We start from the raw sequence: 14,296 nt of genomic DNA, 5'->3' as shown, positions 1-14,296 counted from the left end.
AATTTCTTATAACTCACCTGCAAAGCGCGTAATGGAAAAAACCCGTCAACAAGAGTTAACTCGCTGGCTGAAACAGCAAAGCGTTATTTCCCGCCGCTGGCTGACTATTTCCCGTCTTTTGGGTCTTATCAGCGGTTTGTTGATTGTTGCCCAGGCATGGCTGCTGGCCCGCATTCTTAACCATATGATCATGGAGAACATTCCACGCGAGGCAATATTATTGCCCTTTATCGTGTTGGTGTTGATCTTTGTGCTGCGCGCCTGGGTGGTCTGGCTGCGCGAACGCGTGGGCTTTTACGCCGGACAGCAGATTCGCTATGAAATCCGCCGTCAGGTCATGGACAGGCTTCAGGAAGCCGGTCCCGCCTGGATTCAGGGCAAACCTGCCGGAAGCTGGGCGACGCTGATCCTTGAGCAAATTGACGATATGCACGACTACTACGCCCGCTATCTGCCGCAGATGGCGCTGGCGGTCTGCGTTCCGCTGCTGATCGTGCTGGCGATTTTCCCGTCTAACTGGGTAGCGGCGCTGATTCTGCTCGGCACCGCGCCGCTGATCCCGATGTTCATGGCGATGGTCGGCATGGGCGCGGCGGATGCCAACCGACGTAACTTCCTCGCGCTGGGCCGTCTGAGTGGGCATTTCCTCGACCGCCTGCGCGGCATGGAAACCCTGCGCGTCTTTGGTCGCGGCGAAGCGGAAATCGATAACATTCGCGTCGCGTCACAGGATTTCCGTCAGCGCACCATGGAAGTGCTGCGCCTGGCGTTCCTCTCCTCCGGCGTGCTGGAGTTCTTCACCTCCCTTTCGATTGCGCTGGTCGCGGTTTACTTTGGATTCTCCTATCTTGGCGCGCTGGATTTTGGTCACTACGGCACAGCCGTGACGCTTTCCGCCGGTTTCCTGGCGCTGATCCTGGCCCCTGAATTTTTCCAGCCGCTGCGCGATCTGGGGACGTTCTATCACGCCAAAGCGCAGGCCGTGGGTGCTGCCGACAGCCTGAAAACCTTCCTCGAAACGCCACTGGCAAACCCGGAGCGGGGTGATATCACGCTCAACAGCCAAGAGCCGATCGCCGTTCATGCGCAAGATTTCTCTGTGCTCTCGCCGGAAGGCAAAGTGCTGGCCGGGCCACTCAACTTTACCCTCTCGGCGGGCCAGCGCGTGGTGCTGGTAGGGATCAGCGGCTCGGGCAAAAGCTCGTTGCTGAATGCCTTATCCGGATTTATGGCTTACACCGGCTCACTACAGATCAACGGCACCGAACTGCGCTCGCTGGAGCCTGATGCCTGGCGCAGGCAACTCAGTTGGGTCGGGCAAAACCCTCAGTTACCGGCCGCCACGCTGCGCGAGAACGTGCTGCTGGCGCGCCCTGACGCCCGCGAAGACGAACTGCAATCAGTGCTCGACCGCGCCTGGGTCAGCGAGTTTCTGCCGATGCTGCCGAACGGCGTTGATACCGTCGTGGGCGATCAGGCGGCAGGATTGTCCGTCGGGCAGGCCCAGCGTATCGCTGTGGCGCGCGCATTGCTCAACCCCAGCCAGCTCATGCTGCTCGACGAACCCGCCGCCAGCCTGGACGCACACAGCGAACAACGTGTGATGCAGGCGCTGAACGAAGCTTCACGCCAGCAGACTACCCTGATGGTCACGCACCAGCTCGAAGGCATTGCCGACTGGGATCAGATCTGGGTGATGGAAAACGGACATATCGTCGAACAAGGCGATTACGCGATGCTCGCGGCCGCGCAGGGGCCGTTCGCCGCCCTGCTGGCTAATCGTCAGGAGGATATTTAATGCGCGCCCTACTGCCGTATCTCGCCCTGTATAAACGCCACAAATGGATGCTGACGCTGGGGATTGTGCTGGCGATTGTCACTCTGCTGGCCAGTATCGGCCTGCTGACGCTCTCCGGCTGGTTCCTCTCGGCCTCTGCGGTCGCAGGCGTTGCCGGGCTCTACAGCTTTAACTACATGCTGCCCGCCGCAGGCGTGCGTGGCACCGCGATTGCCCGTACCGCCGGACGCTATTTCGAACGACTGGTCAGCCACGATGCGACCTTCCGCGTCCTGCAACATCTGCGCGTTTCCACCTTCAGCAAACTGCTGCCGCTCTCCCCTGCCGGGCTGGCGCGTTTTCGCCAGGGCGAACTGCTGAACCGCGTGGTGGCTGATGTCGATACGCTGGATCACCTCTATCTGCGGGTGATTTCCCCGCTGGTCGGGGCCTTTGTGGTGATTGTGACCGTCACGCTCGGCCTGTGCGTGCTCGACGTGCCTATCGCCCTGACGCTCGGCGGCATCATGCTGCTCACCCTTATCCTGCTGCCGCCGCTGTTTTATCGCGCGGGGAAATCGACCGGGGAAAGTCTGACGCGTCTGCGCGGTGACTATCGTCAGCAGCTGACCTCCTGGCTGCAGGGTCAGGCGGAGCTGACGATTTTCGGGGCCAGCCGCCGCTATCGCGCCCGCATGGAAAGCACAGAACTGAGCTGGCACGAAGCCCAGCGCCGACAGTCTGAGCTGACGGCCCTCTCCCAGGCGGTGATGATGCTGATCGGCGGGATTGCGGTGATCGCCATGCTGTGGATGGCATCCGGCGGCGTGGGCGAAAACACCCAGCCTGGCGCACTGATTGCGCTGTTTGTCTTCTGTGCACTCGCGGCGTTTGAAGCCCTCGCCCCGGTCACCGGTGCTTTCCAGCATCTCGGCCAGGTGATCGCTTCCGCCGTGCGTATTACCCAGATTACCGAGCAACAACCTGAAGTGCAGTTCACCACGAAAGACGACACCGTTCCTGAGTCTGTGGCGGTGCATCTTCATAACGTGACCTTTGCCTACGACGGGCAGGCGCAAAACGCGCTGGATGGTATCAGTCTGACCATTCCGGCGGGTAAACACATTGCCGTGCTGGGCAGAACCGGCTGTGGCAAATCAACTCTGCTGCAACTGCTGACCCGCGCCTGGGACCCGCGCCAGGGTGAGATCCGCTTTAACGACACGCCGCTGGCGGAGTTTAGCGAGTCGACCCTGCGCAAATCCGTGAGCGTGGTGCCGCAGCGCGTGCATTTGTTCAGCGCCACCCTGCGCGAGAACCTGCTGCTGGCGTCACCGAACGCCTCGGACAGCGAACTGAGCGCCGTGCTGGAACAGGTCGGCCTGCAAAAACTGCTCGAAGGCGATGGCTTAAACGAGTGGCTCGGTGAAGGCGGACGTCAACTTTCGGGCGGCGAGTTGCGTCGTCTGGCGGTCGCGCGTGCGCTGCTGCACGATGCACCGCTGATGTTGCTCGACGAACCGACGGAAGGGCTGGACGCGACCACCGAAAGCCAAATCCTTGATTTACTGGCACAAGTGATGAAAAACAAAACCGTGCTGATGGTGACGCATCGCCTGCGCGGACTGGCGAATTTCGACCAAATAATTGTAATGGACAACGGACAAATTATTGAGCAAGGTAATCACGCAGAGCTGTTAGCAAAACAGGGTCGCTACTACCAGTTTAAACAACGTCTGTAGACTATATTTGAACCGATCCTAACTCGCGTATTGGAGTTTCGCAGTCATGCGCCTGGTCCAGCTTTCTCGTCATAATATTGCGTTCCCTTCGCCAGAGGGAGCGCTACGTGAACCCAATGGGCTGCTGGCGCTCGGGGGCGATTTAAGCCCCGCGCGACTGCTGATGGCCTATCAGCGCGGTATTTTCCCCTGGTTTTCCCCCGGTGACCCCATTCTGTGGTGGTCGCCCGATCCTCGCGCCGTGCTGTTACCAGCAGAGTTTCATCTCAGCCGCAGCATGAAACGCTTCCATGCTAAATCACCTTATCGCGTCACCCTCAATCATGCTTTCGGCGAGGTGATCGAAGGCTGCGCCAGCGATCGTCATGAAGGCACCTGGATCACCCATGACATCGTCACGGCGTACCACCGTTTGCATGAGCTGGGCCACGCCCACTCTATCGAAGTGTGGGAGAACGACGAGCTGGTTGGGGGCATGTACGGCGTGGCGCAAGGCACGCTGTTTTGCGGTGAGTCGATGTTCAGTCGCGCCGTGAATGCCTCTAAAACAGCTCTGCTGGTGTTCTGCCAGCAGTTCGCTCTGAGCGGTGGTCAACTGGTGGATTGCCAGGTGCTGAACGAACACACCGCGTCGCTCGGCGCCGTTGAAATATCGCGTCGTCACTACCTGGAAAAGTTGGATGCTATGCGTTTGCAGAAGCTGCCGCAGAACTTTTGGGTGCCCAGAACACTGTTTGTGCCTCAGCTCTAAATGTTTTCCGCCCATTTCTGATGAGGAGTGTTATAATTGGTGCCGCAGAGTAGGTTCAGCCTGTTGCCCCGCCGCCGTTTGGGAATCCTTCGCACCAGATAACGTCCTAGCGTTTATCCTGTCGCCTCCCCTTTACGAATGCGCTTCTCGTACGGTTATACCGTGACGACTGGGCAATACGCCGAAACTGTTTTGTTGCGTTTTAAACGCACAATTCTTTACTTAATTGATGAATTTCGGCATTATCTTGCCGGTTCAAAACTTGGTAGTGATACCCCAGAGGATTAGATGGCCAAAGAAGACAATATTGAAATGCAGGGTACCGTACTTGATACGTTGCCTAACACCATGTTCCGCGTAGAACTGGAAAACGGTCACGTGGTAACCGCGCACATCTCCGGTAAAATGCGCAAAAACTACATCCGTATCCTGACGGGCGACAAAGTGACTGTTGAGCTGACCCCGTACGACCTGAGCAAAGGCCGCATTGTCTTCCGTAGTCGCTAATTGTTATCGCCAGTCAAAGGCGTAGAGATATTTAAAAGGTCGGGGAATCCCCGGCCTTTTTTATTCGTATAAAAAAACACCGCACCTCTGACGAATTATTAATAGCAAAACGCACCCTTATTGCGGGTGCGTTTTGCATTTATTAAAACCAGGGGATCGTCGCGGTCGGGCTTAATCCATAGCTGGAAAATTCACCCGTGACGGCTGAGTCGACAATATCGCCGTGGTGAATAAATAACCGAAAGCTTTGCCCGCTGGAAAGGCTTCGCACAGTGAGCCACGGCAAATCCGTGTGCTCCTCCTTCATGGTCTGCAGCTTTTGCTGCGCGTCCTCCTCACTCAGCCAGCCCTTTTTGACCGAACGCCGTAACAATCGGAGGGGACTGCTTTTCACCTGTACACGGCTGACGCAGCGCCAGCCCGTCGCAACAGGAACCGGTGTGATGTTGCCGCACTGACAATAATCGCTCAGCCCTCTGCGCCAGGCCATCTGTTCCAGTTCCGACAGGGACGACAGCGTACCGTGCAGGCGCAACACATCGCCCGGTTTGATCCTGTGCTGCGGAAAGCTGACGCCAATATCGCCCCTTCCTCTTGCCCCGAGCACCCGATGAAGTTTGGCAAACAGTGCCGCCATCAGGACCTCTTCGCTGAATTCGGGATCGGGAACCACCCTGATCTCCAGATAGTGATCCATACCAGCCCCTTATTCGCTCTTCTCGCCAAAGACACCGCCACGAATAAGCACTGCCATCACATAGTGCTGCTGATCGACGTCAGGCTTCTGCCCTTTGGTCACCCAATTATCGAGCAAAGTATAGAAATCCATTTTATCCTTCGGCTGACGGCAGGCCACGCCGCGACTGGTCACGGAGCCATAAGGTTCAACGGCGATGGCACCAAGCTCAGCGGCATGGGGATGCCAGGTATCAATAGTGCGCAGCGCATTGCCGATTTTCTGCGAATGCATTCCCGCCACGTTATCCACCTGATACAGCAGACGGCTTTTGGTGCTGTTGCTGTCCAGCACCAGCTCCTGCGACGGGAAAATCTCTTGTCCAGCCCCCAAACGTACTTGCGCCTCCACGCTCAGCAACACAAATCCATCGCCACGGAGCCCTTTTTCAATCTCTTGCGCGAGGCCAGACAGTTTCTCATCTGTCGCGGAGAAATCACGTAACCCATGTGCATGAGCGTCGAAGGCCCACTCCTGGCTGCCTTTGACCTTGATCGTAATTTGCTCTGCGCCCACGCGGTTACGCCACAGAAAGCGGCCATTCGCCAGATTTGTCGCATAGCGCCGCGCCAGTTCGCCAAAGCCATGTTCGCCAATGTACCCCTCAACAACCTGGCATAATTCATCCTGATAGACCCGATCATTACAGACGGACGGCGTGGAGAGATTGCCCAATATCCGCAGCGTGAATTTCACCTGCAGCGTATCGGCATCCGCCGGAAGCGCGGCCACATCCACACGCTGTAAGTTCGCTTTTTGAATTTCCGCATCCAGCTTTGCCGGATCGCTGGTAAGGGTATTTTTCAGGCGATTGGAAATGGTGCCGCGCACCGCCTTTTCCTGAATGCGGATGGGCTGCCAGTTCTCGCCCTGCCAGTTTCCCGAATACATCACCGCGTCAGAGGTGGCCAGTTTACGTTCGAACGCCAGCACAGATGCCGTTTTAACGGCCGTTGGAGCCTTTGCCATAAGAGAATCCCTTTCAGTTTTGATGTTGACCGACCAGCGGCGCATCCGCTCCCTGGCAGTAATAACCGATTTGTGTCGTGCGATAGCGCCAGAAGATCGCTTCCAGTGATGTGATACGGTGCATCCCGCACCACTCGCCAATCCCGTAGACCGCTTCGGTAAAAGCGAACGGCGTTTGCGCGTCACGCGCATGAGCGACGACACCCGGCGCATAGAGTTCAGAGATGCGCTGATATCCCGTCATCAGCGGCACCAGATAGCCTGGCCGCGGTTTCCCGACGCGGTGCCACTCAGCAGGCTCGCCTTCGTGAATATCGCCCTCGTCCGGCGTTTCCGCCTCGATTTTGAGCGCGGCAAAGTCGAGCCAGGCATCAAGCACAGTGGCTGTCGAATCGCTTGCCAGTAACGCCTGATGGTGTTCAGCAAGCCAGGCGCTGCGATCGCGAAGGACGAATCCCGGCATCAGCCGCCACTGCAAACGGCACATCTCAGCGGCTGTCTGCGGCATATCCAGTACGCGAATATCCTGAATATCGACAATCATCCCGCCCGCCAGTCTGAGCGTCGGGCAAATCTGTTGCAGGGCATCCGCCAGTTCCTGCTGCCCGTACTCGCCGTTGGCGATTTCTCCGTGACATTCCAGCAGCAGCGAGACCGTCATGTGCATCCGTCCCTCTTCGTTGAAGGAGGCCGTTTTGCCCTCGCGCGTCAGCGGGTTACGGGTTAACGCGAATTGATAATCGCGCCCGGAAGTATGCGCGTGGACCTGATGCTCGTGGCTGACGACGGCACAGCCGTCGAGGTGCAGCCCGTGGGTGACGCTGAGCTTGCGGGATAAGGCATGGGTGAACCCCAGAAAATGGGTGATCGCCGGGAAACCCCAGGTCACGCCCGCAATAGCATTGGCGTTCTCAACGCGAACCCGGCGAAGCAGGATCAACGAACTCATTTCAGCTCCTCCTGAATGATTTTTTCCAGCTCGCGCAGATTGTCACGCAGATGCTGACGGGTTTCCCATTCTCGTTTTTCCCCCGCCCCCACTTCCGGCAACGCCTTGCGCAGACGGGCATTCAGCCACAGGGCAAAGTCTTCCGCTACGCTGGCCTGCCAGTCGTCTTTTTCCCGCTCCAGACGGAATGCTTCATCCGTTTTCGTGCGCCAGGGATCGAGCCACAGCTGCTGATGGGTTTTCAGTTCAGGGCAGTTTAGCGTCCAGCCTTGCCATGCTTCGCGCTGAATCTCAGTTGCCACCAGAAACAGCAGGTCGATCAGCGCTTCAATGTACTCTTCACGCGCACCGCGAATTCGGTGGTTAGTGTATTTACCGGTTCTGGACAGCAACGACACCAGCAATGTCACGGTGCCTCTGGCACGTCGATCAAACTGACCGCCGAACGCAAACAGGGAATGCATATTCACCGGCGGTTTTTCCGCCCGTTTCCACTGCGGTGGCTGCGCGGAGAGCAGCCACGTACGCCCACCGCGCACGCTGTTCAGGTAAGAAATATTCTGCGGTTTCGTGCCGCCAAAATGCGTTTCTGCCGCATCGGGAAAGCGCACCAGCGGCTGCGGATGCCAGGTTTTTTCGCGGCGCGCTTTCCAGATGGCTTTCACTTCGTCGCCAAAACGCAGAGCAATCATTTTCTGATGCAGGGCGTGAACAAAAGAGGTGGCAAACAGCGGGCTGAGCAGATGGTAATCGCCGTTGACCGGGAAATAGTTTTGCTTTGCCAGCTTATGCGAAGCGGGTTCGGCGGCGGTAAGTGCGCGGGAAAATCCGCTGATCCATTCATTCAGCTGAGTGCCATCATCCGTAAAGGCCGCAAAGGGTCGATGATCGCCGCGCTTCAGGCAGTCCAGCAGCGAATCACCTTCTATGCGTGCTTGCAGTAACTTCGCGACATCCAGCGCCGCCGCATTGCCGACTGCATCCGGTTCCAGACCTTGCAACGCCGCGCTGCTGAGGTAACCTTCCGCCGCCACTGCCTCGCTATAGATACTGCTACTTTTTGAATCTCCATGCGTAAATTTTGCTGCATGGGTCACGAGGCTAATTTGCCCGGCTCGTTTCGCCGCATCGGTCAGCCATGCTTTTGGCTCGTAGCGACGTTCCAGCTCACGGCGCTCTTCCGCAAGCGTTGCGCTGTCCTCAGCGCTCCGCTTTGCGGCTTCTTTTTCGAAAGCGTCCAGCTTGGTTTGCCGTCTCCCGGCGATGTACTCCGCGATAAACGCGGCCAGCGATCTGTCATCCATACCTGCTCCTGCCAGTGAGTCACTATTCCCTGAACACACCCAAAATCGGGTGATATCGCCATTGTTCGGTGGCGTCTTTACCCTTCATCCGTAACGATATTTCCCCGTAGCGCAGCGAGACTTTTCGCAACTCCATCTGCTTCGCTTCCGCAAGGTCGACCAGCACCTCCTGATAATCGATGTCGACCCAGGCCCGTACACCAACGGCCATCGACAACGCCTGCTTCTGAAATAAACCAGCAGGTTTAAGCGCCCCATCTTCCTGCAACAGGCAAAACGTAGGGTCGTCATCATCCTCATTCATGGTCAGAAACCAGGACACCTGCGGGGAGGATTGCCTGAAAGGAGTGCGCCGCTGCAATTCACCGTTCCAGTCCAGGGGAAGTCGCCACCACTGCGCGGCAACCACGTCATTTTTGTCTCCCCCTTCCAGCAGCGCGGCACGCAACCGAGTGTGTTCCAGTCGGGCAAAGGCGTTATCCGGCACATCCTCGACAATCCGCGGGATCGCGCTAAGAGTACGCAGCGTAGATTCGGGCAGGAGTGCATTTAAATCATGGTGAGTCAGCCGATGCTTTTCCGTTTCAAAGCCCGGCTTACAATACGCCACCGATTCACCGCGTAGCGCCCGCAGATTGCGGTTGAAAACCACCAGATTGTCACTTTCCGGAACCTGCTGACGATGGCGCTGAATGCGTCCGGAAAACTGAATCAAAGAGCGCATCGAGCTCGGCTCGATAATCCCCCAGTCGGCGTCAAAATCGCGCCCTACTTCCAGCACCGAGGTACCGAGCACCACAAAAATATGATGCTGTTCAGGGGAGACCAGCGCTTGTCTGACTTCGGGCAATGCCCAAATCTGCTCAGGTTGATGACGTGTAAACGCCCTGTCCAGCCGCTTCTCGATCATGGAGCGCACCGCCAGCGGGTGCTGACTGTGATAGACGCAATAATGAATGCAGTAATTTTCCGGTGCAGGCATGGCCATCAGTACTTGCGCCACGGCCACCAGCGGGTTGATATTCGCCAGCCGCACCAGACCAAACGAGACTGTTTTGCCACTTGAATGGAGATTGCGATGCTGTTGGTGCAGCGCCAGCATGTTCTGATAAATCGATGCCGCCGCCGCACCGTAGACGTCTGCTCCTGGCGCAATAGCGGCCAGCTTTCCCCGTCGCAGAGAGGGTTGCCGGATTAAATGCGCCACCCGACGCGCCACAAACTGACTGTGCGTCTGACGGAATGTGGCGTCATCACTCACCTCCTGCGACCTCGCGCCATACTCGTCGAACCAGGCGCAGCAAACCGTAACCGATTTTCCCGGCACCCCGCAGGCTGCCTGCCAGGCTTTACGCCCTTCCTGATAAGCCTCAAACAGCGCTTCGGTTAAGGCGGGCGGTAACGTTGCGGATGAAAGCAACACGCGCGACCCGAGCATTCCCGCCCAGTTCACCAGCCGACACAGGGCGTGCAAATCATCAACGTCGAAATCATCCGGCTCATCAAGGACCAGATCGCTGGTGAGAAGACGCAGCATCGCCGGGATCTGCCTGCCACCCCGCACACCTTCTGTCGCAGGCATGAGGTGATCCACCGTCGTCACCAGCACCGGCGCACTCACCAGGCGATTCAGCGCAGGCTCCGCAGCCAGCCATTGCTGTGCCGCACCCTGACTGGTGCTGCCTTCGTAGTGAACATAATGATGGCTGGCGAAGAACGCTTCATCACTGGCGCTGCTGTTATCCGCGTCGTCTTTATCCTGCTCATACAGTTCCCGAACGGCAGCCGAGCCCGTCACCACCGCCAGCGTGTCGTCATCAAGCCCCAGCCGCGACTGCAACGCCTGACCAGTTTGCAGCGTTAGCGTGCGCAGTCCCAGCGCAACGCTAAAGCGACAACCCTCCTGTTCATTTGCCAGACCATACATAATTCGGGCATTGGCGAAGGTTTTCCCGCAGCCCGTAGAAGCCATATTCACACCGAAAAAACCCTGTTCGGCGCTGCGTTCGCGTAACGCCAGAGCAATATCCCAGGCCTGGTTTTGCCAGTGAAACCGGGCGTCTTTCGCCCTTTCGCGAAAAGTCTTGTGTCGGGAGATAGCCGGGAGCGAGCGACGAAGCCAGGGTAAAGATCGGCCCGTCAGCAGCGCATGGTGAGCGACGCCGCAGTTGTGCTCATCCAGTTTTTGTTTCAGCTGTGCAGTCTGGCGATCGCTGTTGGCCCACAGATCGCAGGCGTCATCCTGCCAGATAAGAGAAGGAAGAAACGCTGAGTAAAAGTGGTCGGCCAGCATCAGTGAGAGCCGCGCGAGATGGACCGTGAATCGGTTATCCAGCGATCCATACTGGGCTAGTGACCCGGCATTTTTTGCCCGCTTGCCAATTTGCCTGGCTTTCTCCCGCCAGGTCTGGCTGCGAAGCGGTGTGCCGTTGGGAAATGACCAGACGTTTTTATAGTCTCGCTCGCGCCACGGGTGCTTCTCACTGGGTTTGTGATTCAGCGAATTCCAGTCGGCGTTCAGCTGTCGATCCAGCCAGCCAGTGCAATATTTCAGCTGTGGCGTGGCGGATAATGCCTGAGGCAAACGGTGGTGGGAGACGATCAACCACGCGACGGTTTTCGCCAGCGGCGGCATGCCACGCAGCGGACTGTCACTCTTTGATGGCATATCGGCGAAAAGGGTTTTGAGCCAGATTTTCTCATCCGACGCTTTGAAATGTTCCAGCTCAGACAGCCACTCCTGATCTGTTTTTTCACCGATAAACGCCTGAAACAGGCGCACGGAGATCCATTCATGGCGGTAAGGCTGGCAGCGCTGCTGACTTTCACCTTTTAGCGTCTGCTGGAAACAGCGACCCGCTTTGCCAAAATCATGAAACAGCCCAGCGATAGCCGCCAGCAACGCGATACTTTCGGCGCAGTGCCAGCCATGTTCCGCGCCATTTTTGAGCACATCCGTGGTGGTGCGATGTGTCGGAGCCCGCCCCTGAGCATTGAAGCGACGCAGATTACCGACAATCCACAGCAGTTCGGTTTGCCCGCTCTTTTTGAGCCAGTGACAGGCCACCGCCGTGTTACGCCGCGCGGTCTTACGCAACAGTTTGCGCAGCGTGTTGATCCCTTCGAGGGTGATCGTGGTTTGCCAGGCGGCATCCCCCGTGCGCTCGGCAAACTGATCGACTATTCGGCAACTTTCTTCGCGGGCGTTTCTGGTACACCGGGAGATAATCAGCACGTTCATCGTGCCGCTCCCGCTTCCGCCGTTTCCTGCAATGATGTGATCATTACATCCAAAGCATCCGCCTGTTGAAAGGCGTTGATGCAGCGCTGGCGAAACATCTGGTTGTCTTCGCCCTCCATCGCCGCCAGAAACGCCTGCGGCATCACCAGCGCATCCTTGATTAAATCCGCGATGTCAAACACCAGCCCACCGCGCCGGGTTTTGCCATGCATCACCGCCAGCGCATGGGGAATGCCCGTCACCCAGGTCGCAACGGCAGCAAGCCCATAGGCCAGATAATTCCCTTGATCGAGAAAACGGTTTGCCAGATCGATACCTCCGCCCCGTTTGGCGCGGGTAAATTGACCGTAGCCCACAGTTTGGCTGGCTAATTTATAAAGTGATTTGGTGAGTTGCGCTTCCTGAAGCATTAGCGCGGTATGATCTTCTGCATTTTCCATTCCCAGCCTGGCGTGTTCAAGAATGTTCTTCAGGGTGTTCTTATCCGGATGAAATCGTTTTTCCAGATGCGGGCGCGAGCCAAGCCAATATTTCTCGATTTGGATTAAACGAATAAACTGGAACTGTTTTGCTGCCTGTAATCGTTTCTCTTCGTCAAACCAAAAAGACACCCAGTTTTGCAGATACGTTGTCGGACGATATTCACTTTGCGGACTGAGCCAGGAAACATCAATATCGATTTCATTCGCAGAATAAAGCGGTGTGCCGTCTGTCCCGCAAAAACCGACCATGACTCCTGCGCGCGCAAATTCTCTCATGGCCATTTGCGTGACCGACGTGCCCATCCCCAGCATAACCGCCGTAGTGTTGGCGATGGGGATGTTCCAGTAAAAGGACTCTTTACCCTCCTGCGTAACATACTCAACCCGACCGCCATTCACCTGCACGCGACATTTTTCGAGATAATAGATATTGGCGCGCTTAGAATGGAGAATCGTTTTGAGGTCGGATGGAGTAACTCCTTTTACAGACATAGCAATATCCTGATTAAATAGTATTTAATGTGGTTCTCGCGTCAAATTTCATTGCCATGATTAGAGCGTATTTAATGCATGAAATCAATCTGCAAAAAATACAAAAAGACATCATTGGCGTTTTAATAAAATTAAAAATTACATGTTAATTTCGAATAATAAAAATAATTTCATGTCGGGTGATTATTAATAAAGGATGGGTAGTATTATGTTTATTAATATAGGTTTATTTAATTAACTAATAGGGTTTATGCTGCCTGTACGGCAGTGAACGCAGATATCATAATCGAGAATCTTGAGCGCAATTTCTAGGCTGCCTATACGGCAGTGAACTCTGCCACCCGCTCATCTGTTAGTTTGTTATTTTTCTAAGCTGCCTGCACGGCAGTGAACATGGTGCGCCATGCTTTCTGGTCTTCTTCTCTTTTCTAAGCTGCCTGCACGGCAGTGAACCAACTCCTGCACTAACTGATTTATGCGGGGGATTTCTAAGCTGCCTGCACGGCAGTGAGCGATATCCACCAGCTTTCCGGATCCGTCTTTTTTTCTAAGCTGCCTGCACGGCAGTGAACATGAAGGTCAACAACTCCAAGCTGCTCTACATTTTCTAAGCTGCCTGCACGGCAGTGAACGACCAGTGCCGCCAGAACTGGCAGGGCTACCATTTCTAAGCTGCCTGCACGGCAGTGAACTTAATGGGTGACAGTTTTTCCCCGTTGAAACGTTTCTAAGCTGCCTGCACGGCAGTGAACAAAAGAGCCGTAATGACCTGCTTGCCATCAAATTTCTAAGCTGCCTGCACGGCAGTGAACTCTTCGTATCGCTGCCAGAGCTTTGACATGCTTTTCTAAGCTGCCTGCACGGCAGTGAACCTGAGGCCCTGCGAGCCATTCAAGCCGATGTTTTTCTAAGCTGCCTGCACGGCAGTGTACTCTCATCGATTGAAGGAGCTCGACGCCTGGGTTTTCTAAGCTGCCTGCACGGCAGTGAACGACTACGCCGAATCCGAGCGCTACGGTCGCCATTTCTAAGCTGCCTGCACGGCAGTGAACTCTGCACCGGCACTATCAGCGGAAGATATACATTTCTAAGCTGCCTGCACGGCAGTGAACTTTTAGCGCTTCCTGTTGCTCTGGGGTTATCTTTTCTAAGCTGCCTGCACGGCAGTGAACATTATCGTATTAATGGTCGCTGAAGTACTGCTTTTCTAAGCTGCCTGCACGGCAGTGAACGCTGCGCTGGGGTGTGTGGCCTGTTATATCCATTTCTAAGCTGCCTGCACGGCAGTGAACCGCCAGCGGCTCTCTTCGGGGCAGTCTTCGCTTTTCTAAGCTGCCTGCACGGCA

Annotated in this window: 10 protein-coding genes and 1 CRISPR repeat array (1 of these 11 cut by a window edge); of the genes, 4 read left to right on the top strand and 6 right to left on the bottom strand. The window is 56.2% G+C overall.

Annotated features, from left to right (window positions below; genetic code table 11):
* Positions 1–31 precede the first annotated feature (31 nt).
* From cydD to infA, 4 genes are all read left to right on the top strand, one after another.
* Positions 32–1,798 carry a heme ABC transporter permease/ATP-binding protein CydD gene (cydD, locus tag QQF33_RS18675; protein WP_285158409.1) on the top strand — a complete coding sequence of 589 codons (1,767 nt, stop codon included), beginning with the start codon at positions 32–34 and terminating at the stop codon, positions 1,796–1,798.
* Positions 1,798–3,519, top strand: a complete 1,722-nt coding sequence (gene cydC, locus QQF33_RS18670; protein ID WP_285158408.1) for a heme ABC transporter ATP-binding protein/permease CydC — start codon at positions 1,798–1,800, stop codon at positions 3,517–3,519. Before cydD ends, cydC begins: the two co-directional genes overlap by 1 nt.
* Before the next feature lie 46 nt (positions 3,520–3,565).
* Positions 3,566–4,270 carry a leucyl/phenylalanyl-tRNA--protein transferase gene (aat, locus tag QQF33_RS18665; RefSeq protein ID WP_285145440.1) on the top strand — a complete coding sequence of 235 codons (705 nt, stop codon included), beginning with the start codon at positions 3,566–3,568 and terminating at the stop codon, positions 4,268–4,270.
* A 288-nt stretch (positions 4,271–4,558) separates the two neighbouring features.
* Positions 4,559–4,777 (top strand): translation initiation factor IF-1, encoded by a 219-nt coding sequence (gene infA, locus QQF33_RS18660; protein WP_002211347.1) that lies wholly within the window; start codon positions 4,559–4,561, stop codon positions 4,775–4,777.
* Positions 4,778–4,919: 142 nt separating this feature from the next.
* On the opposite strand, the gene cas6f is transcribed toward infA, so the two are convergent.
* The 6 genes from cas6f to cas1f are packed head-to-tail and all read right to left on the bottom strand — an operon-like array spanning position 4,920 to position 12,950.
* Positions 4,920–5,474: a type I-F CRISPR-associated endoribonuclease Cas6/Csy4 gene (gene cas6f / locus QQF33_RS18655; RefSeq protein WP_285158407.1), complete on the bottom strand. Its 555-nt coding sequence runs from the start codon at positions 5,472–5,474 to the stop codon at positions 4,920–4,922.
* Positions 5,475–5,483: 9 nt separating this feature from the next.
* Positions 5,484–6,482: a type I-F CRISPR-associated protein Csy3 gene (gene csy3, locus QQF33_RS18650; protein WP_285149136.1), complete on the bottom strand. Its 999-nt coding sequence runs from the start codon at positions 6,480–6,482 to the stop codon at positions 5,484–5,486.
* 13 nt (positions 6,483–6,495) lie between these two features.
* On the bottom strand, positions 6,496–7,431 hold the full coding sequence (gene csy2 / locus QQF33_RS18645) for a type I-F CRISPR-associated protein Csy2 (RefSeq protein ID WP_285149135.1): 936 nt from the start codon (positions 7,429–7,431) through the stop codon (positions 6,496–6,498).
* A complete protein-coding gene (gene csy1, locus QQF33_RS18640) occupies positions 7,428–8,735 on the bottom strand; it encodes a type I-F CRISPR-associated protein Csy1 (protein WP_285149134.1) in 1,308 nt (435 codons plus the stop codon). Before csy1 ends, csy2 begins: the two co-directional genes overlap by 4 nt.
* Before the next feature lie 22 nt (positions 8,736–8,757).
* A complete protein-coding gene (cas3f, locus tag QQF33_RS18635; protein ID WP_285158406.1) occupies positions 8,758–11,976 on the bottom strand; it encodes a type I-F CRISPR-associated helicase Cas3f in 3,219 nt (1,072 codons plus the stop codon).
* Positions 11,973–12,950 carry a type I-F CRISPR-associated endonuclease Cas1f gene (gene cas1f, locus QQF33_RS18630; protein ID WP_285158405.1) on the bottom strand — a complete coding sequence of 326 codons (978 nt, stop codon included), beginning with the start codon at positions 12,948–12,950 and terminating at the stop codon, positions 11,973–11,975. The genes cas3f and cas1f overlap by 4 nt, the downstream gene beginning before the upstream one ends.
* A 245-nt stretch (positions 12,951–13,195) precedes the next feature.
* Positions 13,196–14,296: direct repeats of the CRISPR family, unit length 28 nt; unit sequence TTTCTAAGCTGCCTGCACGGCAGTGAAC (it continues 66 nt past the right edge of the window).

The sequence above is a fragment of the Lelliottia wanjuensis genome (genome assembly GCF_030238365.1).
GTDB lineage: Bacteria > Pseudomonadota > Gammaproteobacteria > Enterobacterales > Enterobacteriaceae > Enterobacter > Enterobacter wanjuensis.
Note: the sequence above shows the minus strand (reverse complement) of the source record. Positions and strands in the feature narration are given on the sequence as shown.

What these genes read in the sequence shown, in the direction of transcription:
- cydD (WP_285158409.1), top strand. Translation starts at nt 32, where the DNA reads ATGGAAAAAACCCGTCAACAAGAGTTAACTCGCTGGCTGAAACAGCAA.
- cydC (WP_285158408.1), top strand. Translation starts at nt 1,798, where the DNA reads ATGCGCGCCCTACTGCCGTATCTCGCCCTGTATAAACGCCACAAATGG.
- aat (WP_285145440.1), top strand. Translation starts at nt 3,566, where the DNA reads ATGCGCCTGGTCCAGCTTTCTCGTCATAATATTGCGTTCCCTTCGCCA.
- infA (WP_002211347.1), top strand. Translation starts at nt 4,559, where the DNA reads ATGGCCAAAGAAGACAATATTGAAATGCAGGGTACCGTACTTGATACG.
- cas6f (WP_285158407.1), bottom strand. Translation starts at nt 5,474, where the DNA reads ATGGATCACTATCTGGAGATCAGGGTGGTTCCCGATCCCGAATTCAGC.
- csy3 (WP_285149136.1), bottom strand. Translation starts at nt 6,482, where the DNA reads ATGGCAAAGGCTCCAACGGCCGTTAAAACGGCATCTGTGCTGGCGTTC.
- csy2 (WP_285149135.1), bottom strand. Translation starts at nt 7,431, where the DNA reads ATGAGTTCGTTGATCCTGCTTCGCCGGGTTCGCGTTGAGAACGCCAAT.
- csy1 (WP_285149134.1), bottom strand. Translation starts at nt 8,735, where the DNA reads ATGGATGACAGATCGCTGGCCGCGTTTATCGCGGAGTACATCGCCGGG.
- cas3f (WP_285158406.1), bottom strand. Translation starts at nt 11,976, where the DNA reads ATGAACGTGCTGATTATCTCCCGGTGTACCAGAAACGCCCGCGAAGAA.
- cas1f (WP_285158405.1), bottom strand. Translation starts at nt 12,950, where the DNA reads ATGTCTGTAAAAGGAGTTACTCCATCCGACCTCAAAACGATTCTCCAT.